General features: G+C 68.6%; 3 protein-coding genes. All 3 read left to right on the forward strand.

Features of this window, described 5'->3' with window-relative positions:
• Positions 1 to 3,472: methionine synthase (metH, locus tag ACVV2G_RS33100; RefSeq protein ID WP_453846463.1), on the forward strand; the 3,472-nt coding region annotated here is incomplete at its 5' end.
• Positions 3,469 to 4,326: a methylenetetrahydrofolate reductase [NAD(P)H] gene (metF, locus tag ACVV2G_RS33105; protein ID WP_453846464.1), complete on the forward strand. Its 858-nt coding sequence runs from the start codon at positions 3,469 to 3,471 to the stop codon at positions 4,324 to 4,326. The genes metH and metF, both read left to right, overlap by 4 nt.
• Positions 4,316 to 5,767: an adenosylhomocysteinase gene (ahcY, locus tag ACVV2G_RS33110; protein ID WP_453846465.1), complete on the forward strand. Its 1,452-nt coding sequence runs from the start codon at positions 4,316 to 4,318 to the stop codon at positions 5,765 to 5,767. The genes metF and ahcY overlap by 11 nt, the downstream gene beginning before the upstream one ends.

The raw sequence follows: 5,767 nt of genomic DNA on the forward strand, positions 1-5,767 counted from the left end.
CGCCCTGCGTGAGGCGCTGGCCACCCGTGTGGTGGTCGCCGATGGTGCGATGGGCACCATGCTGCAGGCGCAGAATCCCTCGTTGGAGGATTTCCAGCAGTTGGAGGGCTGCAACGAGGTTTTGAATCTGACCCGGCCCGACATCGTGCGTTCGGTGCACGAGGAGTATTTCGCGGCTGGTGTGGACTGTGTGGAGACGAACACGTTCGGCGCGAACCATTCGGCGCTGGGTGAGTACGACATTGCCGAGCGGGTGCATGAGCTGTCGGAGGCGGGTGCGCGGGTGGCGCGTGAGGTGGCCGACGCGTTCGCCGCGCGGGACGGCCGGCAGCGCTGGGTGCTGGGCTCGATGGGTCCGGGTACCAAGCTCCCCACGCTGGGCCACGCCCCCTACACCGTCCTGCGGGATGCGTATCAGCGCAATGCCGAGGGGCTGGTGGCGGGTGGTGCGGACGCGCTGCTGGTGGAGACGACGCAGGACCTGCTCCAGACCAAGGCCTGCGTCCTGGGCGCGCGGCGTGCCCTGGACGCGCTGGGTCTGGAGGTGCCGGTGATCGTGTCGGTGACGGTCGAGACGACCGGGACGATGCTGCTCGGCTCGGAGATCGGCGCCGCCCTGACCGCGCTGGAGCCGCTGGGTATCGACATGATCGGTCTGAACTGCGCGACCGGTCCGGCGGAGATGAGTGAGCATCTGCGTTACCTGGCCCGTCACTCGCGTATCCCGTTGTCCTGCATGCCCAACGCCGGTCTGCCGGTCCTGGGCAAGGACGGGGCCCACTACCCGCTGAGTGCGCCGGAGCTGGCGGATGCGCAGGAGATGTTCGTCCGTGAGTACGGCCTGTCGCTGGTGGGCGGCTGCTGCGGTACCACGCCCGAGCACCTGCGGCAGGTCGTGGAGCGGGTCCGCGGTGCCGTGCCGGCCGGACGGGACCCCCGTCCGGAGCCGGGCGCGGCCTCGTTGTACCAGTCGGTGCCGTTCCGGCAGGACACGTCGTACCTGGCGATCGGTGAGCGGACGAACGCGAACGGGTCGAGGAAGTTCCGCGAGGCGATGCTGGAGGGCCGCTGGGACGACTGTGTGGAGATGGCCCGCGACCAGATCCGCGAGGGTGCGCACATGCTGGACCTGTGCGTGGACTACGTGGGCCGTGACGGCGTGGCCGACATGGCGGAGCTGGCCGGCCGGTTCGCCACCGCCTCGACGCTGCCGGTCGTACTGGACTCCACCGAGGTCGAGGTGCTCCGCGCCGGGCTGGAGAAGCTCGGCGGCCGCGCGGTGATCAACTCGGTCAACTACGAGGACGGGGCCGGCCCCGGCTCCCGTTTCGCCAGGGTCACCCGGCTGGCGCGCGAACACGGCGCCGCGCTGATCGCGCTGACCATCGACGAGGAGGGCCAGGCCCGCACCGCCGAGAAGAAGGTGGAGATCGCCGAACGGCTGATCGAGGACCTGACCGGCAACTGGGGCATCCACGAGTCGGACATCCTCGTCGACTGCCTGACCTTCACCATCTGCACCGGCCAGGAGGAGTCCCGCGGCGACGGCATCGCCACCCTCGAAGGCATCCGCGAACTCAAACGCCGCCACCCGCAGGTGCAGACCACCCTGGGCCTGTCGAACATCTCCTTCGGCCTCAACCCGGCCGCCCGCATCCTGCTCAACTCCGTCTTCCTCGACGAGTGCGTCAAGGCCGGCCTGGACTCGGCGATCGTGCACGCCTCCAAGATCCTGCCCATCGCCCGCTTCGACGAGGAACAGGTCACCACCGCCCTGGACCTGATCCACGACCGCCGCCGCGAGGGCTACGACCCGCTGCAAAAGCTCATGCAGCTCTTCGAGGGCGCCACCGCCACATCACTGCGGGCCTCCAAGTCCCAGGAACTGGCCGCGCTCCCGCTGGAGGAACGGCTCAAGCGGCGCATCATCGACGGCGAGAAGAACGGCCTGGAACGGGACCTGGACGAAGCCCTCCGGGAACGCCCGGCCCTCGACATCGTCAACGAAACCCTGCTGGACGGCATGAAAGTCGTCGGCGAACTGTTCGGCTCCGGTCAGATGCAGCTGCCCTTCGTCCTCCAGTCCGCCGAAGTCATGAAGAGCGCGGTGGCCCACCTGGAACCGCACATGGACAAGACCGACGACGACGGCAAGGGCACCATCGTGCTGGCCACCGTCCGCGGCGACGTCCACGACATCGGCAAGAACCTCGTCGACATCATCCTGTCCAACAACGGCTACACCGTCGTCAACCTCGGCATCAAGCAACCCGTCTCCGCGATCCTGGAAGCAGCCGCAGAGCACCGGGCCGACGTGATCGGCATGTCCGGCCTCCTCGTCAAATCCACCGTGATCATGAAAGAGAACCTGGAAGAACTCAACCAGCGCCAACTGGCCGCCGACTACCCCGTCATCCTCGGCGGCGCCGCCCTCACCCGCGCCTACGTCGAACAGGACCTCCACGACATCTACGACGGCGAAGTCCGCTACGCCCGCGACGCCTTCGAGGGCCTGCGCCTGATGGACGCCCTCATCGGCGTCAAACGCGGCGTACCCGGCGCACAACTGCCCCAGCTGCGCCCGCGCCGGGTGCGGGCGGCCACGGTGACAGTCGAGGAACGACCCGGGGAAGACCACGCCCGCTCCGACGTCGCCACCGACAACCCCGTCCCCGCCCCGCCCTTCCGCGGCACCCGCGTCATCAAGGGCATCCAGCTCAAGGAATACGCCTCCTGGCTCGACGAGGGCGCCCTGTTCAAGGGCCAGTGGGGCCTGAAACAGGCCCGCACCGGCGAAGGACCCTCCTACGAGGAACTCGTCGCAACCGAGGGCCGCCCCCGGCTGCGCGGCCTCCTCGACCGCCTCCAGAGGGAGAACCTGCTGGAAGCGGCCGTCGTCTACGGCTACTTCCCCTGCGTCTCCAAGGACGACGACCTCATCGTCCTCGACGAAGCGGGCAACGAACGCACCCGCTTCACCTTCCCCCGCCAGCGCCGCGGCCGACGCCTGTGCCTCGCCGACTTCTTCCGCCCCGAGGAATCCGGCGAAACCGACATCGTCGGCTTCCAGATCGTCACCGTCGGCTCCCGCATCGGCGAGGAAACAGCCCGCATGTTCGAAGCCAACGCCTACCGCGACTACCTCGAACTCCACGGCCTGTCCGTCCAACTCGCCGAAGCCCTCGCCGAATACTGGCACGCGCGTGTGCGCTCCGAGCTGGGCATCGAGCGGGGCGACCCCGACTCGCTCGACGGCATGCTCCGCACCGAGTACCAGGGCTGTCGCTACTCGCTCGGATACCCGGCCTGCCCGGACCTGGAGGACCGCGTGAAGATCGCCGGCCTCCTCGAGCCTGAGCGCATCGGCGTCCATCTGTCGGAGGAGTTCCAGCTCCACCCCGAGCAGTCCACCGACGCCATCGTCACCCATCACTCCGAGGCCGGCTACTTCAACGCGGGAGGGCGGGCATGACGACCTTCTCCTTCGAGTTCTTTCCCCCGAGGACCGAGCAGGGTGAGCGCGTGCTCTGGGAGGCGATCCGCCGGGTAGAGGCGCTGCGTCCCGACTTCGTCTCCGTCACGTACGGAGCCGGTGGTGCGTCCCGGGACCGCACGGTCGCCGTGACCCGGCGCATCGCGGCGGAGACCACTCTGAGACCGGTCGCCCACCTCACCGCCGTCGGCCACTCGGTCGCCGAACTGCGCCAGATCATCGGTCAGTACGCGGACGCCGGCATTCGTGACGTGCTCGCCCTGCGCGGGGACCCGCCCGGCGACCCCGGCGGCCCGTGGACCCCGCACCCCGACGGGTTCACGTACGCCAGGGAACTGGTGGAGCTGGTCCGTTCGCTGGGGTACTTCACCGTCGGCGTGGCGGCCTTCCCGGAACGGCATCCGCGCTCGCCCGACTGGGAGAGCGACATCCGGCACCTCGTCGCGAAGTGCCGGGCCGGTGCCGACTACGCCATCACGCAGATGTTCTTCCATGTGCAGGACTATCTGCGGCTGCGCGACCGGGTCGCGGCCATGGGGTGCGACCTTCCGATCATTCCGGAGATCATGCCCGCAACCGATGCCCGCCAGATCCGCCGCTTCGCCGAACTCTCCGGCGCCGCCTTCCCGGAGGACCTGGCGCATCGGCTGGAGCAGGCGCGAGGCAATCCCGCCGCCGGGCACCGCATCGGTGTCGACCACGCCACCGCCATGGCCGAGCGGCTGCTGGCGGAGGGAGCCCCCGGCCTGCACTACATCACGCTCAACCGGTCCACCGCCGCGCTCGACATCCATCGCAACCTTCAGACGTCAAGGAGCCTCAGTGTCCGCTGAAACCAAGGACTTCAGGGTCGCCGACCTGTCCCTGGCCGCGTTCGGCCGCAAGGAGATCACCCTCGCCGAGCACGAGATGCCCGGCCTGATGGCGATCCGCAGGGAGTACGCCGAGGCCCGGCCTCTCGCCGGCGCCCGGGTCACCGGTTCCCTGCACATGACCGTGCAGACCGCGGTGCTCATCGAGACCCTGGTCGCCCTGGGCGCCGAGGTCCGCTGGGCCTCCTGCAACATCTTCTCCACCCAGGACCACGCCGCGGCCGCCATCGCCGTCGGCCCGAACGGCACGCCCGACAATCCGCAGGGCGTTCCGGTCTTCGCCTGGAAGGGCGAGAGCCTGGAGGAGTACTGGTGGTGCACGGAGCAGGCGCTGACCTGGCCGGACACTCCCACCGGCGGCCCGAACATGATCCTGGACGACGGTGGTGACGCCACCCTCCTGGTCCATCAGGGCGTCGAGTACGAGAAGGACGGCAAGGTTCCCTCGCCCGACACCGCCGAGTCCGACGAGCACCGTGTCATCCTCGAGCTCCTCACCCGCACGGTGAGTGAGAGCCCGCAGAAGTGGACCCGGCTGGCGTCCGAGATCCGCGGCGTCACCGAGGAGACCACGACCGGTGTCCACCGTCTGTACGAGATGCACCGCGACGGCACCCTGCTGTTCCCGGCGATCAACGTCAACGACGCGGTGACGAAGTCGAAGTTCGACAACAAGTACGGCTGCCGCCACTCCCTCATCGACGGCATCAACCGTGCCACGGACGTCCTCATCGGCGGCAAGACGGCCGTGGTCTGCGGCTACGGCGACGTGGGCAAGGGCTGCGCGGAGTCCCTGCGCGGCCAGGGCGCCCGCGTCATCGTCACCGAGATCGACCCGATCTGCGCCCTGCAGGCGGCGATGGACGGCTACCAGGTCACGACGCTGGACGAGGTCGTCGACCAGGCCGACATCTTCGTCACGACGACGGGCAACAAGGACATCATCATGGCCTCGGACATGGCCAGGATGAAGCACCAGGCGATCATCGGCAACATCGGCCACTTCGACAACGAGATCGACATGGCCGGCCTCGCCAAGATCCCCGGCGTCGTCAAGGACGAGGTCAAGCCGCAGGTCCACACCTGGACCTTCCCCGACGGCAAGGTCCTCATCGTGCTGTCCGAGGGCCGCCTGCTGAACCTGGGCAACGCCACCGGCCACCCGTCGTTCGTGATGTCCAACTCCTTCGCGGACCAGACCCTGGCCCAGATCGAGCTGTTCACCAAGCCCGACGCGTACCCGACCGACGTGTACGTGCTGCCCAAGCACCTGGACGAGAAGGTCGCCCGCCTCCACCTCGACGCGCTCGGCGTCAAGCTGACCACGCTCCGCCAGGAGCAGGCCGACTACATCGGCGTCAACGTCGAGGGCCCGTACAAGGCGGACCACTACCGCTACTGA

The sequence above is a fragment of the Streptomyces sp. JK94 genome (genome assembly GCF_053613315.1).